This window comes from Paraburkholderia sp. RCC_158 (assembly GCF_041355255.1).
In the GTDB taxonomy this organism is placed as follows: domain Bacteria; phylum Pseudomonadota; class Gammaproteobacteria; order Burkholderiales; family Burkholderiaceae; genus Paraburkholderia; species Paraburkholderia graminis.
In genome coordinates this window covers 247,200-264,257 of record NZ_JBFUPM010000006.1, presented here as the reverse complement: position 1 = coordinate 264,257, position 17,058 = coordinate 247,200, and the positions used below count along the sequence as shown (strand labels likewise).

The 17,058-nt window shown below is 63.6% G+C and carries 13 protein-coding genes; 3 read left to right on the top strand and 10 right to left on the bottom strand.

From position 1 onward, the window contains the following. The first annotated feature begins 34 nt into the window (after positions 1 to 34). Entirely contained in the window at positions 35 to 1,201 is a 1,167-nt protein-coding gene (gene dinB, locus AB6809_RS14925; protein WP_029966327.1) for a DNA polymerase IV, read from the top strand. Here the strand turns inward: dinB and AB6809_RS14920 are convergent. The 6 genes from AB6809_RS14920 to AB6809_RS14895 all read right to left on the bottom strand — a co-directional run bounded on the left by AB6809_RS14920 (position 1,168) and on the right by AB6809_RS14895 (position 10,159). Then, positions 1,168 to 2,658, bottom strand: coding sequence for a heavy metal sensor histidine kinase (locus tag AB6809_RS14920; RefSeq protein WP_029966329.1), 1,491 nt, complete (start codon positions 2,656 to 2,658; stop codon positions 1,168 to 1,170). The two genes, dinB and AB6809_RS14920, sit on opposite strands and share 34 nt — an antisense overlap. After that, positions 2,655 to 3,359, bottom strand: coding sequence for a heavy metal response regulator transcription factor (locus AB6809_RS14915; RefSeq protein WP_006049300.1), 705 nt, complete (start codon positions 3,357 to 3,359; stop codon positions 2,655 to 2,657). The genes AB6809_RS14920 and AB6809_RS14915 overlap by 4 nt, the downstream gene beginning before the upstream one ends. Positions 3,360 to 3,452: 93 nt before the next feature. Continuing rightward, the gene (locus AB6809_RS14910; RefSeq protein ID WP_051153877.1) at positions 3,453 to 4,922 is read right to left on the bottom strand and encodes an efflux transporter outer membrane subunit; all 1,470 of its coding nucleotides are present in this window, start codon (positions 4,920 to 4,922) and stop codon (positions 3,453 to 3,455) included. A gap of 50 nt (positions 4,923 to 4,972) precedes the next feature. Beyond that, entirely contained in the window at positions 4,973 to 6,196 is a 1,224-nt protein-coding gene (locus tag AB6809_RS14905) for an efflux RND transporter periplasmic adaptor subunit (RefSeq protein ID WP_006049298.1), read from the bottom strand. A gap of 88 nt (positions 6,197 to 6,284) precedes the next feature. Next, positions 6,285 to 9,488, bottom strand: coding sequence for an efflux RND transporter permease subunit (locus tag AB6809_RS14900; protein ID WP_029966333.1), 3,204 nt, complete (start codon positions 9,486 to 9,488; stop codon positions 6,285 to 6,287). A 236-nt stretch (positions 9,489 to 9,724) separates the two neighbouring features. Further along, positions 9,725 to 10,159: a VOC family protein gene (locus tag AB6809_RS14895; protein ID WP_029966336.1), complete on the bottom strand. Its 435-nt coding sequence runs from the start codon at positions 10,157 to 10,159 to the stop codon at positions 9,725 to 9,727. Between the two features lie 128 nt (positions 10,160 to 10,287). Here AB6809_RS14895 and AB6809_RS14890 point away from each other — a divergent pair, with 128 nt between their 5' ends. Then, positions 10,288 to 11,163 (top strand): LysR family transcriptional regulator, encoded by an 876-nt coding sequence (locus AB6809_RS14890; protein WP_029966338.1) that lies wholly within the window; start codon positions 10,288 to 10,290, stop codon positions 11,161 to 11,163. 118 nt (positions 11,164 to 11,281) lie between these two features. Beyond that, positions 11,282 to 11,917, top strand: coding sequence for a LysE family translocator (locus AB6809_RS14885; protein ID WP_029966339.1), 636 nt, complete (start codon positions 11,282 to 11,284; stop codon positions 11,915 to 11,917). Here AB6809_RS14885 and AB6809_RS14880 read toward each other — a convergent pair. The 4 genes from AB6809_RS14880 to AB6809_RS14865 form a co-directional block, all read right to left on the bottom strand. After that, positions 11,914 to 13,620 (bottom strand): SulP family inorganic anion transporter, encoded by a 1,707-nt coding sequence (locus tag AB6809_RS14880; RefSeq protein ID WP_029966340.1) that lies wholly within the window; start codon positions 13,618 to 13,620, stop codon positions 11,914 to 11,916. The two genes, AB6809_RS14885 and AB6809_RS14880, sit on opposite strands and share 4 nt — an antisense overlap. 495 nt (positions 13,621 to 14,115) lie before the next feature. Then, positions 14,116 to 15,318, bottom strand: coding sequence for a DUF2252 domain-containing protein (locus tag AB6809_RS14875; protein ID WP_029966341.1), 1,203 nt, complete (start codon positions 15,316 to 15,318; stop codon positions 14,116 to 14,118). 42 nt (positions 15,319 to 15,360) lie between these two features. Continuing rightward, on the bottom strand, positions 15,361 to 16,323 hold the full coding sequence (ftrA, locus tag AB6809_RS14870) for a transcriptional regulator FtrA (protein WP_029966343.1): 963 nt from the start codon (positions 16,321 to 16,323) through the stop codon (positions 15,361 to 15,363). Between the two features lie 50 nt (positions 16,324 to 16,373). Then, complete coding sequence (locus tag AB6809_RS14865; protein ID WP_029966344.1) at positions 16,374 to 16,781, bottom strand: rhodanese-like domain-containing protein; 408 nt, start codon at positions 16,779 to 16,781, stop codon at positions 16,374 to 16,376. Between the last annotated feature and the right edge of the window lie 277 nt (positions 16,782 to 17,058).

Below are 17,058 nucleotides of genomic sequence, written 5' to 3'. Positions count from 1 at the left end.
GTACTATTACGGTTACCTTCCGTTTCCGCCCTCCATGAGTTCAGCAAGCCGCCGTATCGCGCATCTCGACATGGACGCGTTCTACGCGTCCGTCGAGCTATTGCGCTATCCGGAATTGCGCGGCAAGGCGGTCGTGATAGGCGGCGGCCGCAACAGCGCGCCTGAAACGCTCGAAGACGGCAGCCGCCGTTTTGCGAAGCTGCGCGATTACGCGGGGCGCGGCGTGGTCACCACGTCCACTTACGAAGCGCGCGCGCTCGGCGTATTTTCCGCGATGGGCATGATGAAGGCGGCCGTGCTCGCGCCCGACGCGATCCTGCTGCCCACCGACTTCGACTCCTACCGTCATTACTCGCGGCTCTTCAAGGCCGCAGTAGCGACGTTCACGGATCGCATCGAAGATCGCGGCATCGACGAGATCTATATCGATCTCACGGAACTGCCGGGCGAGCCGCGCGACATCGCCGCGCGCATCAAGCAGGCGGTCAATGAGGCCACCGGCCTCACGTGCTCGATCTGCGTGGCGCCGAACAAGCTGCTCGCGAAGATCGGCTCGGAACTCGACAAGCCGGACGGGCTCACGATTCTCACGCCCGAAGACGTGCCGCTGCGCGTGTGGCCGCTGCCTGTGCGCAAGGTCAACGGCATTGGTCCGAAGGCGGCGGAAAAACTGACGGCGCTCGGCATCGCCACGGTCGGCAATCTGGCGGCCGCGGACGCGGGTCTGTTGCAGGATCACTTCGGGCACAGCTACTCGGCGTGGCTCACGCGCGTCGCGCGAGGCGAGGACGAGCGGCCGGTCGTGGTCGAATCGGAACCGAAGTCGATGAGCCGCGAAACCACCTTCGAGCGCGATCTGCATCCGCGTCACGACCGGCCCGCGCTGTCCAGTTCGTTCACCGGCTTGTGCGTGCGGGTCGCGGAAGACCTCGTGCGCAAGGGCTATGTCGGCAAAACGGTCGGCATCAAACTGCGCTACGACGATTTCCGCACGGTCACGCGCGACCTGACGCTCGACACGCCCACCGCCGACGCCGCGGAAATACGCCGCGCGGCCACCGAATGTCTGCGCCGCGTCGAGTTGAACCGCAAGCTGCGCCTGCTCGGCGTGCGCGTGAGCGCACTGAGCCTCGCGAGCGCGCAGCCGCCGCAGCGGCGTCTACCGGTTCAGGCGGACTTGCCCTTCACGAGCGATGAATAGGAAGCCGGCGAGGAAGCCGGCGCCGATGTACCGCCCGCGTTCGCCGCGGCATTGGCCGCCACGTTCGCACGCGCGGGCGGCGTGACGCTTTCCACACGCGACGCCGCAATCGAAAACGCAAACGTGTTGACACCGTTCGCGCTCTGCACCGACACGCTGCCGCGATGCATCTCGGCAATCGCCTTCACGATCGCGAGACCGAGGCCGTGATTCTCGCGGCTATTCGTGCGCGACGCTTCCACGCGATAAAAACGGTCGAACAGATGTTCGAGCACCGCGGGCTCGATCGGCTCGCCGGGATTCGCGACTTCGATCCGCACCTGCTCCCCCTCGCGCACGATCCTGACGCCGATCGCGGCGCCCGGCTGGCAGTGTTGAATCGCGTTCATCAACAGATTCGTGCAGGCGCGGCCGAACAGCGAGCGGTTCACCTGAGCGACGGCATCGCCATCGAGGCGCGCATGCACGCGAGCCTCTTCCAGCGGAATCTCGAGAAACTCCAGCGTATGCGCGACTTCGGCCGCGAGCGACACTTCCATGAGACCGGTCGCGCGCTCGCCCTGATCGGCGCGCGCGAGAAACAGCATGTCGTTGATGATCGCGCGCATGCGTTCGAATTCCTCGAGGTTCGATTGCAGCGTGTGACGCAGATCGTCGACGGAACGATTGCGGGTTAATGCGACTTCGGTCTGGCCGATCAGAATGGTCACGGGCGTGCGCAACTCATGCGCGACGTCCGCATTGAACGACTCGAGCCGGCAATACGCGCCGTCGAGCCGCTCCAGCGCGCCGTTAAACGAATTCGCGAGGTCGTTCAACTCGTGCGGCAACGAGGCGGTATTCAACCGTTGCGAGCGATTGTTCGGACTGACGGCGGACGCATCGCGCGTGAGACGCGTCAACGGCGCAAGACCGATACGTGTGACCGAGTAACTGAGTAGCAGCACCGCGAGACTGCCGAGCGCCGACAGCGCGGCGAGCGCGAAGCCGAACACGCGCATCGTGCGAATGTTCGGCAAGTAGCTCGATGCGACCTGCAACTGCATCGGCGGACGCGTCGAATAGCCGGGAATGGAGACGGTGGTGGTGAGCATGTCGTCGCCGCCGCCCGCCGGTTTGACGCGCGCGTAGCCGCCGGGCCAGCTCTTCACGATCGTCCCTTCGATCGGTTTGCCGTAGTTGTAGGACGGCTCGATGCTCGTGACCGCGTACACGGTGCTGCGGTCATGCGGCGTCATGTCGGTGAGCTTTTCGCGCGACATGCGCCATTTGTCAGGCGTCATCCCGTGATTGCAGATCAGCCGCGCGATTTGCGCGCGGTCGTCGAGCGATTCGCGCAAATGGCTTTCGAGCTGCGAGCGCAACACCGCAAAAAGCCCCGCGCCGATGACCGTAAATACGAACAGCGCGACGAGCGCGAACATCAGGGCGAGGCGTCGCGCGATGGAACGGTTCATGACGGCTCCCCGTCTTCGTGCAGTTCGCGCGCTTCGCGCACTTCGAGTACATAGCCCATGCCGCGCACGGTATGCAGCAGCTTCGACGGAAACGGGCCGTCGAGCTTCGCGCGCAAGCGCTTGATCGCCGTCTCGACCACATTGGTATGACTGTCGAAGTTGACGTCCCACACAAGCTCGGTGATGGCCGTCTTCGACAGAATATCGCCTTGTCTGCGGGCTAAAACGCTCAGTAGCTGGAATTCTTTCGCGGTCAGATCGAGCCGTACGCCGTCACGCGTTGCGCGCCGCCCGATCAGATCGACAAACAGATCGCCGACGGAAATCAGCGTGGATTCCTGCGAACGCGTGCGGCGCGCCAACGCATGCAGACGCTCGACGAGTTCGAGAAAGGAGAATGGTTTGGTGAGGTAGTCGTCCGCGCCTTCGCGCAAACCGCGCACGCGGTCGTTCACGTGATCGCGCGCGGTCAGCATGATGACCGGCGTCGACTTGCGCATGCGCAGCGCCTTCAGCACGCTAAAGCCGTCGCGCTTGGGCAGCATGACGTCGAGCACGATCACGTCGTAATCGAATTCGGTGGCCAGATACGTGCCCTCTTCGCCGTCGAGCGCGACGTCCACGACCCAGCCCTGCTCCGTCAAGCCGGAGCGCAGATAGTCCACGACCTTGTGCTCGTCTTCAACGATCAGCAACTTCATGCGCGTCCCCTAGTGTCTGCATTATACGAAACGCCCTGCATTGCCTGCTCCCGTGCTTGCTCGCTTGTTGCGCCACGCTGCACCGCGCGTTACTTACTGCGCAGCGGCGCGCGTTTGCGCGTCATGTTGCGCGGCGCCCGCGTCCGCGCCCGCGAGCGCGGGGTCCGCGTCCCAGCCGCCGCCCAGCGCCTTCACGAGCGCCACCGACAACGTCATCTGCTGCCCGCGAATCTGCGCGTCCTGGCGCTTGCTGTTAAGCAGCGACTGCTGCGCGGTGATCACGTTCAGATACGCGACGAGGCCGCCGGAATAGCGGTCGTTCGCGAGCCCGAGCAGGCGCTCCGAGTCCGCGACCGCTTCTTCCGATTGCTTCGCCGCGCCGTCGAGCACGGCAAGACCCGTGATGCCGTCCTGCACCTGCTGGAACGCGTTGAGCACCGTCTGCCGATAGTTGGCCTCGGTCGCCTTGTAGCCTTCGCTCGCGAACTGCACGTTGGCCGCGCGCCGGCCGCCGTCGAACAGCACCTGGCCCGCAGCCGCGCCGAGCGTCCACATCAGCGTCGGCGCGCTCAGCAGACTCGCGAACTGCGTGCTTTCCCAACCGATGCCCGGCGTCAGCGTGAGGCTCGGAAAAAACGCGGCTTTAGCGACGCCGATCTGCGCATTCGCCGCCGCCATCGCGCGCTCGGCGGAGGCTATGTCGGGCCGGCGCTGTAGCAGATCGCTCGGTACGCCGAGCGCGATGGCCGGCACCGGAAAGCTCAACACTTTCGGTTCGATGGCGAATTGCGGCGCGGGCACGCCGACGAGCGCCGCAATCGCGTGCTCGTATTGCGCGCGCTGGTTCAACAGCAGTTGCGCCTGCACACGCGTGGTATCGAGCAGCGACTTCTGCTGCAATACGTCGAGGCCCGACACCGCGCCGAGGTCGTGTTCGGCGTTCACGTAGTCGAGCGCCTTCTGTTGAAGTTTCACCGATTGATTCAGCACGTCGATCTCGGTGTCGAGTTCGCGCAGCGAGAAGTAATCGGTCGCGACCTCGGTGGTCAGCACGAGCCGCGCGTTGGCGAGGTCGTCGGCCGACTGTTCCGCGGATGCCGCCGCGCCTTCCACCTGACGACGTATGCGGCCGAACAGGTCCGTGTCGTAGTTGATCGTCGGGCCGATTTGCAGATTGTTTTGCACCGTCGACATGGTCGGCAGCGCGTAGTTGGTGCGCGGCCTGTCCGCCGAAATGCGAAAGCGCGACGCCGATGCCGCCAGGTCCACTTCGGGAACCTGCTGCGCGCGCGTATTGGCCAACGTCGCTTTGGCCTGCTCATAGTGCGCGCTGGCGGCGACGAGCGTCTGGTTCTGCGCGAGCGCCTGCGTTTCGAGCGAGGCGAGCGTGGCGTCGCGATAGACGTTCCACCAGTCCGGGTCCATCGGCGCATGCGAAGGCGCCGCGACGCGCCAGTATGAATCCGTGTTCCATGCAGGCGGCACCTCGGCCTGCGGCCGCTTGTAGTCCGGTCCAACGGTACAGGCAGCAAGCATGACCGCGCTCGCCACAACAGCCGTCATCGCCCCCGCGGCTGCAAAACCGCTCACTGCGCGGCTCGCGCGTTGCGGCTTCACGACGCCTCCTTCCCGCTCTTTTGCGGCTGCGCGATTTCCACATGATCGCCGTCCGCAATCGAATCGCTCGGGTTGATGACGACCCTATCGTTCCCGTCGATGCCGCTTTCTATCTCGAGCGTCTGGCCGAGATCCTGCGCGATCACGATCTTGCGCAACTGCACGTTGCCCTTCGCATCGACCACGGCAAGCCGCGGACCTTCGGCGCGAAACAGCAATGCATTGCCGGGCACCATCCATTCGGCGCGCGCCACCGAAGGCAGCGCGACCTGCACATACGCGCCGGGACGCAGCGTGTTGTCCGGATTCGGCAACGTCACCTCGACTTGCAGCGAGCGAGTGGGCACGTCGATCGCGCCGGAAATGTGCGTGACGCTGCCATGAAACTGTTGACCGGGCAGCTCGGCCTGCGTGACGACCACCTTCTGTCCGACCGATACGTTCTGCGCATACGCCTGCGGCAATTGCACATAGACGCGCAGCGGGTCCGACTGCGCAAGCGCGAACAACGCGCGGCTCGTGCCGCTGCCGGCGTCGATCAGATCGCCGACATCGACATTGCGCTGCGTGACCACGCCGGCAAACGGCGCGACGATCCGTTTGAACGATTCGAGCTGACGCAAGCGCTGCACGTTCGCATCGGCGGCGGCGAGGTTGGCGACGCTCTGCGCGTATGTGCTTTGCCGCTCGTCGAGTTCCTGCTGCGAGACCGCATCGCGTTGACGGAGCTGCTGCCAGCGTTCGAGCGAGCTCTTTGCAAGCGCAAGACTCGAACTGATCTGCTGACGCTGCGCCGAGGCCTGCGCAAGCTCCTGATCGATCTCGGGCGTATCGAGTTCCGCGAGCAATTGGCCCTGCTTCACTCGCGTGCCGATGTCCGCATACCAGCGCAGCAGATAGCCGGTCGAGCGCGCATAGATCGGCGATTCGACGCTGCCGCGCAGCGTGCCCGGCAAGGTCGTCGCGCCGCCGCTTTCGGCCGGCGTCGGGCTCACAACGTTCACGTATTGCGTGGCGTTCTGCTTCGTCGTCTGCTCGACGGCGCGGTTTTGCATCAGGTTCGCGATCACCGTGCGCAACGCGCCGAGCGCGAGCAACGCGAGCACGATGAAGATGGCGATCTTCGCGCGCTTCCATTCGCGATTACGCGGCGGCAATGCGTGGCCGCTTTCCGTCTCGCGCGACGGAATCGCCAGCGATGCATGAGTTTTTTCGGTCATCTCAGTTGGCCATCTCGGTTAGCTAGCTCCGTGAGTTGAGTAGCCGGTTTCTTGACGTTTTCCACGATTCGCTGTTCACGCTCAGGCTTTAGGCCGGCTCGCCGGCACTACCGCTTTCGCCTTCGCTGTTGCCGTCGTCTTCATGATCGTTGCGATGACGACGCGCGAGGCGCGTATGAATGCCCGCGAACACGAGCGGCACGAAAAACAGCGTGGACACCGTTGCAAACAGCAATCCGCCGATCACCGCGCGGCCGAGCGGCGCGTTCTGCTCGGCGCCTTCGCCGAGACCGAGCGCCATCGGAATCATGCCGATGATCATCGCGAACGCCGTCATCAGCACCGGACGAATGCGGCTCGCTCCCGCTTCGAGCGCGGCGGTCAGCGGCGGCGCGCCGGCCGACAGGCGCTGACGCGCGAACGCGACCATCAGAATACTGTTGGCGGTGGCGACGCCCATCGTCATGATCGCACCGGTCAGCGCAGGCACGCTCAGATGCGTGCCCGTCAGAAACAGCATCCATACGATGCCGGCCAGCGCCGCAGGCAAAGCGCTCACGATGATGAGCGGATCGACCCACGACTGGAAATTCACCACGATCAGCAGATAGACGAGCACGATCGCCATCGCCACGCCGAGACCGAGACCCAGGTACGAAGTGCGCATCGTTTGTACCTGGCCGCGCACGGTGATCTGACTGCCGCGCGGCAGCGTCGCGCGCGCTTTCTCGACGAGCTTGTCGACCTGATTCGCGACGCTGCCCAGGTCGCGCTTGTCGACGCTCACATAGAGGTCGATCACCGGCCGGATGTTGTAATGCGTGACGACCGCGAACTGGTTTTGCGGCGATACGCGCACCAGATTGCCGAGCAGTTGCGTCGGTCCCGTTGACGATGCCGAGACCGGCGTGCGCAACAGATCGTCGATGGAAGAAATGCGGTACTGCGGCGTTTGCACCGCCACGTTGTATTCGACGCCGTTGCGGTCGTTGTACCAGAAGCCCGGCGACGTCTGCGAGCTTCCCGATAGCGAAACGAGCAGGTTTTGCGCGACATTGCTCGCGGTGAGATTGAGCTGCTGCAAACGCGTGCGGTCCATTTGCAGGTTGATCGCGGGTTCGTCGAGCTTTTGCTGGATGTGCGTATCAACCGTGCCGGGAATCAGGCGCACTTCTTTCAACAGCTTGCGCGCGACGTCGAAATTGCCTTGCTGGTCCGCGCCGGCAATCTGCACGTCGACGGCCGCGGGCAACCCGAAGTTGAGAATCTGCGTGACGATGTCGGCAGGCTGGAAGAAAAACTCGACGCCCGGAAAACGCTGCGGCAGCATCGCGCGCAGTTTGTCCACGTAGACCTGCGTCGGCTCGTGGCCTTCCTTCAACGCGATCTGGATTTCGCCGTCGAGCGTGCCGATCGTGCCTGCATTGCTGTATGAAAGATTGATGCCGCTATACGGCAGGCCGAGATTATCGAGGATCGTGCCGAGTTCGTTCGCGGGCACCACTTCGCGGATCACCTTCTCGACTTCGTCGGCAAGACGCGCGGTTTCCTCGATGCGCGTGCCGGTCGGCGCGCGCATATGCAGGCGGATATTGCCCGCGTCGACGCTCGGGAAAAAGTCTTCGCCGAGCACGAATGCGAGTCCCATCGAGACCACGCAGAAGCCGAGAAATATGCTGCCGAAGCGGCGGCGGCGCACGAGCAGGCTGCTGAGAATCACAATGTACGCAGCGCGCATGCGCTCGAAACCGTTGTCGAAACGCCGGTAAATGCGCTGGAAAAGACCGGGTTTTGCAGCGGCTTTCGGTTTGTGCGCGTGGCCCATCAGCAGCATGGCAAGCGTCGGCACGAGCGTGCGCGACAGAATGTACGACGCCAGCATCGCGAACACAACGGCTTCAGCGAGCGGCACGAACAGGTAGCGCGCCACGCCGGTGAGGAAGAACATCGGCACGAACACGATGCAGATGCACAGCGTGGAGACGAGCGCGGGAATCGCGATTTCGCCGGCGCCTTCGAGAATCGAATCGTGCAGATTGGTGCCCATATGCAGATGCCGTTCGATATTTTCGATCGTCACCGTCGCGTCGTCGACGAGAATGCCCACCGCGAGCGCGAGGCCGCCAAGCGTCATGATGTTGATGGTCTGCCCGAGCGCATGCAGTGCGATCAGCGACGAGAGAATCGACAGAGGAATCGAAATTGCGATGATGCAGGTGCTGCGCCAGTTGCCGAGGAACAAGAGAATCATCGCGGCCGTGAGCGCGGCGGCCACCACCGCTTCGTGCACCACGCCCTGCACCGCCGCCTTGACGAATACCGACTGGTCGAACAGCGCCGTGATGTTGAGGTCCGGCGGCAATGCCGCGCGCGCCGCCGGCAGCAAACCGTGCAACGTATTGACGATCGACAGCGTCGACGCACTGCCGTTTTTCAGCACCGAAATCAGCACGCCGCGATGACCGTCTTGCCGCACGATATTCGTTTGCGGCGAGAAACCGTCGCGCACGTGAGCGACTTCTCGCAGATAAGTCGTCGCGCCGTTCACCGTGCGCACCGGAATGTCGTTCAGACCTTCCAGCGTCGACGGCGAGCCGTTCATGTTGATCGTGTATTCCTTCGGTCCGATCTTTGCCGTGCCGGTCGGCAGAATCAGGTTTTGCGCGTTGAACGCGCTGACCACATCGAGCGGCGTCAGACCTTTGGCGAGCAACGCGCGCGTATTGAGGTCGACGGAAATCAGCCGCGATTTGCCGCCATACGGATAAGGCACGGCCGCGCCGGGAATCGTCACGAGTTGGGGCCGCAGGAAGTTCAGCGCGGTGTCGTTGAGTTGCTGCTCGGAGAGCTTCGTGCTCGACAGGCCGAGTTGAATCACCGGAATGCTGGACGCCGAGTAGCTGATCACGAGCGGCGGCGTGGCTCCCGGCGGCATCTGCTTGAGTTGCGCCTGCTCGACGGCCACGGTCTGCGCGATGGCGGTCTGGATGTTCGCATTCGGCTGCAGAAACACCTTGAGGATCGTGATGCCCGCGAGCGAATTCGACTCGATATGCTCGATGTCGTTGACGGTCGTCGTGAGACTGCGCTCGTTCACCGAGGCGATCCGGTGCGCCATGTCCTCCGCGGACAAGCCGTTGTATGTCCAGATGATGCTGACGACCGGAATATTGATTTCCGGCAGCACGTCGACCGGCGTGGTGAACAGCACAAAAGGCGTCGCCAGCACAATCAGAATGGCCATCACGATGAACGTGTATGGCCGCTTAAGCGCAACGTTGACAATCCACATGAAACGCGCCTGAAGAAGTGCAGGTCACTGCGGCTGAGCAGCGGGAGGTGGGCGAACTGGCGCTTATGCTAGATCGCCTGGACCAACACCTGCATGGCGCCAAAATGGCGGAATTGTCAGGAAGCTTATCGTAAGGAAAAAGCGTTGACGGGCGGCCCTTTTCGAAAATCGGGCCGCACTTTTATTTCAGTTTGCCTACGCGCTTTTCATGTTTTCACTCGCGCGCTCTGCTTGCTCTACTTGGCGAACAGCGACGACATATCGGCGAACGCCTTGAATTCGAGCGCATTGCCCGACGGATCGAGGAAGAACATCGTGGCCTGTTCGCCGACTTCGCCCTTGAAGCGCACATGCGGCTCGATGATGAAGTCGATGCCCGCCGCTTGCAGCTTGTCCGCGGCGGCCTGCCATTGCTCCATCGAAAGCACGGCGCCGAAGTGACGCACCGGCACCGCGTCGCCGTCGACCTTGCTCGTCTGGCGATGCCCCGCTTCTTCCGGCGCGAGATGCGCGACGATCTGGTGCCCGTAGAAATTGAAATCGACCCATTGATCCGAGCTGCGGCCTTCGGGGCAACCCAGCAATTCGCCATAGAACTCGCGCGCGGCGGCGATGCTATGGACGGGAAACGCGAGATGGAACGGCGGCAAGGTGGTGTGCGTAACGCTCATGATGTGGAACTCGCTGTAGATGATGCGATGGACGATAGAGATTGACTCGTCAAGTTTAACCACAAGCAAAAGTGATCGGAAACGATATATATTTGAGCTGACCATCACCGGAATCGATCAGTTGAAACATGCTTGCAGAACTTAGAACCTTGATCGCCGTTAGCCAGTACGGCACGTTTTCCGCTGCGGGCGCGCGGATCGGGCTCACGCAGTCGGCTGTCAGCGCGCAGATGCAGCGGCTCGAAGAGGAACTCGGGTTTGCTCTGTTCGACCGCACGGGCCGCTCCGCGATACTCAACGACGCGGGGCGCGAAACGCTCACGCTCGCCGAGGAAATCATCGCGCTCTATGCGCGGCTTTCCGAACGCGGCGCGGTTGCGGCGGAGAGCGGCATGCTGCGCGTGGGCGCGATTGCATCGGCGCAAGTGTCGTTTCTCGCGGACGCGCTCGCGCGTTTCCGCGACGACCGTCCGGGCTGGCGCATTCGTGTCGTGCCCGGCGTATCGCTGAATCTGCTCGGACAGGTGGACTCGGGCGAACTCGATCTCGCCGTCATCATCAAGCCGCCGTTTGCGCTGCCTTCGGAACTCGAATGGCGCACGCTCGTCACCGAGCCGTTCGTGCTGCTCGTGCCCAAAGTGCTCGCGCGCGGCAAGCGCGGGTGGCGCGAACTGCTCAAGAGCGAGCCGTTTATCCGCTACGACCGCAGTTCGTTCGGCGGGCGGCTCGTCGACCGTTTTCTGCGGCGTTCGCGGCTGAACGTGCACGACGTGCTGGAACTGGACGAGTTGCAGGCGATCGCGCAGATGGTCGCGCGCGGCATCGGCATCGCGCTGATTCCCGATACGGCGGGACTCGGCAAGTGGCCTGCGGGCGTCGCCGCGTTGTCGCTCGAAGACGCGACGTTTCATCGCGAGATCGGGCTCGTGCAGCGTCCGCGGCATAGCCGGCAAGCGGTGGCGGATGCACTCGCCGATTGCATCGGGAATGCGGCGCAGGGATAACAACCGCGCGCGGCTCATGCCCGATTGTGCCGATCAGCGCTTCATCAACTGTATCTGTGCGGTCGATGCAGCAGCGCGCAAAATCGTGATTCCTCTGGCCGCCCGCGAGTCTTAACTGATGACGCCCACCGCTTTCCTCACCGCCGATGTCCTGATCGCCTACAGCGCGTACTTCGTCGGCACCGCAAGCCCTGGTCCGAGCAATCTCGCGATCATGTCGCTTGCGATGAGCGCGGGCCGCCGTTCGGCGCTCACGTTTGCGCTCGGCGTGGTGTCCGGATCGTTCTTCTGGGCGCTGCTGGCGTCGCTCGGTTTGTCGGCGCTGCTCGCCACCTATTCGGAATGCCTCGTCGCGATCAAGATTGCGGGCGGCGTCTATCTGCTTTGGCTCGGCTTCAAGTCGGCGCGCTCCGCGTTGGCGCCCGCTACGTTGCCCGCTGGCGACGCGCGACAGAACGAACCGCTCAAGCGGCTCTATCTGCGCGGCCTGTTGCTGCATCTCACCAATCCGAAAGCGATTCTCGTGTGGATGTCGATCGTGTCGCTCGCCATGTCGCCGGCGGGCGGCGCGCATACCGCGCCGGTGGTGCTCGGCTGCATGGCTATCGGCGTGTCGGTGTTCAGCAGCTATGCGCTGCTGTTTTCGACGGCATCCGCGCGGCGCGTGTATCTGGCGATCCGGCGCTGGCTCGACGGCTCGCTCGCGATCATGTTCGGCATTGCAGGCTTCAAACTGCTGACGTCGAAAAGCTAACGCGCGTATTTGTCGGCGGGCTCCGCAACGCCTGCCGCGCGCAGCGCTTCATGCAAGGTGCCGAAAATGCAGCTTGCGTCGACAATCGGCGTGATGCCGTGCCGATCCATGTCGGAGCGCAAATAGCGGTTCACGCGCGCAAAAATCACGTGGATGCCGCTACGCTTTAACGCGGTGCATAGCTCGCCGACCGAGCGCGCCGCCGAATAATCGAGGTCGGTAATTGCGCTTGCATCGATCACGAACCAGCGCACCTTCGTCGGCGCATGGTCGATCAGGCGCCGCGTATCGTCGACGAAAAAGTGGTCGTTCGCATAGAACAGGTCGGCGCCGAAGCGATAAACGATCAGCCCCGGCGCGGTCTGTCTGCCGGGAACGGCGGGCACCGGCATCCACATGCCGTCGTCGCCGGGCTCGAGAATCATCGTATGCGGACGGTAGCTGTGGCGCACGTGCCGCAAGAGCGACACGGCGACCGCAATCAGAATGCCGTGCTCGACGCCGATCAGCACGACGGCCGCAGCCGTGAACACCGCGAGCGCGAATTCGCCCGGACTTTCGCGGCGAATCGCAAACAGCGTCTTGAGATCCACGAGTCCGACGGCGATCGTGAATACGATGCTGGCCAAAATGCAGCGCGGCAAATACTGCAAAAACCGGCTGAAAAACAGCAGCACCACGACGACCACCGCCGCGAAAACGATCTGCGCGAACTGGCTGCGCGTGCCGGCGCGATCGGCCATTGCAGTCTGCGTCGGGCTGCCGTTCACGACGAACGCGCCTGAAAATGCTGCGGCTGCGTTGGCCGCCGCGATGCCCAAAAGATCCGCGTTGGTGTCGGCCACCTGATGATGCCGCTCGGCAAACACGCGGCTCGCCGCAGCGCTTTGCGCGACGATCATCACGAAGCAGGAAGCGGCGACCGGCACGAGGTCGAGCGTCTGCTGCCACGTCACAGACGGCATGCGAAGCGGCGGCAGCCCGCCCGCGACCGGACCGAGCACCGCGATGCCGTGCGCGGCGAAACCGTACACATCGCTCGCGACGATTCCCCCGACGACGGCGATCAACGGCATCGGCACGCGCGGCCGCACGCGTTTGAAAAACAGCACGGACGCGACGACCAGCACCGAAACGGCCAGCGTCGGCCTGTTCAGTTGCCCCCACTCGCGCACGACTAGAACCAGTTGATCCACGCTGCGCGACGCGTGACCGGGCAAGCCGAGCATATCGCCCAGCATCGCAATGCCGACTTGCACGCCGACGCCCGCCAGAAAGCCGACCAGCACCGTGCGCGACAGGAAATCGGCGAGAAAGCCGAGCCGGAAAATGCGCGCGACGAACAGGAGCGCGGCGGTCAGCAACGCGACCATCGCGGCGAGCGACGCGTATTCCGCGCTCGAGGCGGGCGCCATGGTCGCGAGGCGGCTTGCGAAGATGGTGGCGGTAGCGGAATCGGCGGCGACGACGAGTTGCCGCGACGCGCCGAAGAACGCGAACGCGATAAGCGGCAGAAAGACGGTGTAAAGCCCGGTAACGGCAGGCATGCCGGCAATGCGCGCATAGCCGAGCACTTGAGGAATATCCATCGACGCAAGCTGGACGCCCGCGAGCGTGTCGCGCATCGCCGCCGCGCGGTTCAATGGAAGCACGCCCTTGAGCACGCCCGCGCGCGCCGTCCAATTCGCCAGAAAATCTCGCATACGCGATGCCGCCCCAGAGCCAGGTTATCGCGCATCGTGCCGCGACCCGGCACCGGAAAGCAAGGCCCGTGGACAAATTGCCAACGGCTAATGCTAATAGCTAGTAGAAAACAGCTAATGGCTAACCGGGCCGGCAACGGAACTCACTTGCCGGCTTTGCTCGAACCCGCGACGTTGAAAATCAACGCTTGAAGTGACCTGTCCGCGGATCGACATGCCGCGCAAAACCGAAAAGCGCCGCAATGCAGATTGGACAGGCGATGAAGAAAACGGCCAACATCTCGCACCCCGTAACCATTTTTTGTTAGTACAAGTCTACGCGATAAGCCGGTGAATTAAATGAGGGAAAACAGCAAATCACTGTTGCCGACTATTACACCATTGTCAGGTAGCGGCGCATTTTAGGCCCTGAAATAGGGCATAAAAAGCGACGAACATGGCATGGGCTGATGAGCGGGCAAGCGTTTGTTTGAAACCGCAAACGTTTCCGCCGCACTACCCTTTGAACGCGCCGCGATCGTAAGCCTCGCAATACGCTTTCCAGTCCGCCGCGACTTGCGCCGCGCATTGCGTCGCGAGTTCGATCAACGGCGCCTGCCAGTCGGTGCGATTGCCGAACGCGATCAACTCATCCGCAATCGACGACTTCTGCCGCCCGCCGCTGCGCAAATGCGCCCATGCGCTCAGTTCCGCCATGCTGACGACGACGCCCTCCAGCCTCGGCAGCTTGCCGTCCCAGTCCTTCAACGCGACGCGGTCTTCCGAAGGCTGCAAACTGCGCAGCACGTACGAGCGCCGATTGAAATCGACCGCGTGCAGAAACGCCTGCGACACCGCCTGATTGCGCCGCTGAATCTCGACGACGCGCTCGGCCTCGCTTCGCCATGCGGGCTGCGGCGTGCGCATATGCGGTACAACTGAAGAAGGCAGCGCTTCTTTAAGGTCGATCAGATAGTTGCCGTCCGGCGAGCCCTTGCCTTCGACGAGAATCACATAACGGTCCACGCCGAGGCTTCCTGTACCCGCGATCCGGCGTGCAACGTCGAGCACGCGATAAAAGCCCGGATCTGTCTCGCCCGCAGCGAACTGCAGCATGAACTGCGTGATTGCGGCACGTCGCTCATCGCTCACGGGCAGCGCTTTCTTGCCGTCCACCTTGAGCGTGCGCGTCTTGCCCTTGAGCGTCGTGCGGCGGTCCAGATGCGCGGCGCGCGTGCGGCTCGCCAATCCATCGAACAGATCGCGCACCATGCCGGACGATGTCTCGCGTTCGACCCAGCGCGCCTTGCCGAGCGCGAGCGCCGCGCCATATGCGTGCACGGCCGTATGACACAGCGCGAGCGCCTGCGCGCGGCTCAGCTTGAGGTCGGCCGCGCCGACCAGCACGCTCGTCAGCAAACGCACGAGTTCGTACAGATTCGGCGCGAGGCACGCTTCATCAAAGTCGTTGTTGTCGAAATAGACGAGGCGGTTATCCGCTTTGTAGCTGCCGAAATTTTCGAGGTGCATGTCGCCGCAAATCCAGACGGGCGGTGCATCGTCGAGTAAGGGCTGTTGCGGCAGGCGCTCATAAAACAGATGACATGTACCGCGCAAAAACACGAAAGGCGACGCACACATCGCCCTGTATTTCATGGCCAGCCGTTCGGGATCGCGCCCGGCGTTAAAGCGCGCGATAGTCTCTGCGATGTCGATCATCTGGTTTCCTTGCAAGCAGCGTGGCGCGTGGTCCTCATCAAGCTACGCCGTCGGCGCGCCGAACTTCTTACGATACGCTCCGGGACTCGTCAGCGCTATGCGCCTGAAGTGCCGGCGCAGCGATTCCTCGGAACCGAAGCCGGCGAGTTCCGCGACGCGCGCCATCGGCAGCGCGTCCTGCGCTTCGAGCAACTCACGCGCGATGGCGACGCGCTCGCGCACCAGCCATTCGTACGGGGCCATCCCCGTCGCGTCATGAAACTGGCGTTGCAGCGTGCGCGGACTCATCGCCGCGCGTTCGGCGAGCGAGCGCAGCGTGTGCGGCAACGCGGGATGACCGCGCACCCAGTCCATCAGCCGCGTGAGGCGCCCGCTTTCGTCGTGCGGCACCGGGCGCGGCACGAACTGCGCCTGGCCGCCCTCGCGATGCGGCGCGACCACGAGCCGCTGCGCGACCCGGTTCGCGACCGCGCTGCCATGATCGCGCCGCACGAGATGCAGCAACATGTCGAGCCCCGCCGCCGATCCCGCCGACGTGATGATCTGCTTCTCGTCGACATAGAGCGCGTCCGGCTGCACGCGCAGATGCGGATAGCGCTCCTGCAATTTCGCGGCATAACGCCAGTGCGTCGTGACGGTCTTGCCGTCGAGCACGCCCGCGGCGGCCAGAACGAACACGCCAGAACAGATCGAACAGAGGCGCGCGCCGCGGCGATGCGCGGCGCGGATCTTCTTGAGCAACGGCTCAGGCGGCAGTTCATCCACATGACGCCAGCCGGGTATCACGATGGTGTCGGCGCGATCCAATAGCCTCAGCGTGTACGGCGCGGCGATCGTGATGCCGCCCGCCGCGCGGATCGGACCGGGCTCCGCTGCGCAGACCGCGAAGCGATACCAGTCCACGCCGAGTTCCGGGCGTTCGAGCGCGAACAGTTCGGTCACGCAGCCGAATTCGAAGGTGCAAAGCCGGTCATAGGCCAGCGCAACGACAAGATGATTGTGCATGGCGTGATGTTACCGCTCCCCCGCGAACGCGGCTGCTTCAATGCGCGCTGTCAGGCAGCCGCGGCCGCATTCAGTTCGAAGCCCTCGTCGAGCCAGCCGGTCACGCCGCCGATCATGACCTTGACCGGCCGGCCCAGTTGCGCGAGCCGCATCGCACCACGCGTCGCGCCGTTGCAATGCGGGCCCGCGCAGTAGGTCACGAACAACGTCTCGGGCGGATAGCCGGCGAGCTTCGACGCCACGATCTTGCCGTGCGGCAAATTCACCGCGCCGGGCACATGGCCGCGCGCGAACAACGCGGGACTGCGGACGTCGAGCAACACGAAGTCGGCGGCGTTCGGGCCGTGTGCCATCGCCGAGTGCACATCGGCACAATCGGTTTCGAAGGCGAGCGACGCGCTGTAATGCGCGAACGCAGCGGCGCTGTCGGCGGCGGGTATGGCGGACACTTCGGACATGTCTGGCTCCTTCGCGTGTTTGAATGCGGACCATTATCCTGACGCGGCCCATCAGGCGACAGTGGCCATATCGACAACTTCCGGCAACATCACGCCACGGCCATTGCATCACGGTTCGTCGATTGGGCGCGCCGCGTCCGGTCAGCTTGCAACCTCCGCTGTGATCGCTGGCGAACTGATCGCGGCTCCGGCTCTCGATCTAATTGCGTGCACGGCTCCTACAAAAACTCGGGGCAGCCACGCTTTGCGATCAAGCGTATGCTGGGTTCCACTTCTA